This window comes from Nocardiopsis prasina DSM 43845, assembly GCF_000341265.1.
Taxonomy (GTDB): Bacteria; Actinomycetota; Actinomycetes; order Streptosporangiales; family Streptosporangiaceae; genus Nocardiopsis; species Nocardiopsis prasina.
Genome location: NZ_ANAE01000226.1, coordinates 1 through 550 on the forward strand (window position 1 = coordinate 1; position 550 = coordinate 550).

General features: G+C 71.8%; 1 protein-coding gene. It reads left to right on the forward strand.

The annotated features are described in order from the left end of the window. Window positions 1-84: 84 nt before the first annotated feature. Window positions 85-550: ABC-2 family transporter protein (locus D452_RS0127035; protein ID WP_026129717.1), on the forward strand; the 466-nt coding region annotated here is incomplete at its 3' end.

Below are 550 nucleotides of genomic sequence, written 5' to 3' on the forward strand. Positions count from 1 at the left end.
CCTGGCTGACCGGCCGGGCCACGCGCAGGGTGGTGATCCAGGGTGGCTGAGGCACCGATCCGGAGCCGATCGCACGGGCGCCCGCTGGTCCGCGCCGCCGAGGCCGTCATCCGACCGGTCCAGGATTACCGCAGGCTGGCGTGGATCTGGGTGCGCGCCTTCGCTCAGTACCCGACCTCCCTCATTCTGATGTCCCTGGCCGTCGCCGTGAGCGTGGTCGCCCAGGTCGGTGCGGTCGTGATCGTGTTCGGGCACGCCGGGACGCTGGCCGGGTTCACGGTGTACGAGGGCCTGCTGGTGTTCGGGCTGGCGGCGAGCGCCTTCGGGATCGCGGACCTGTTCATGGGCGCCGTGGAGCGGCTCGGCCTGCACATCCGCAGCGGTTCCTTCGACGCCATGCTCGTCCGACCGGTCTCGCCGCTGGTCCAGCTGGCCGCGGACGAGTTCTCCCCGCGCCGCCTCGGCAAGGTTGTCCCCGCGCTGGTGGTGCTGGGGATCGCGCTGGCCAACACCGACGTGGAGTGGACTCCCGGCAAGGGGCTCCTGCTCC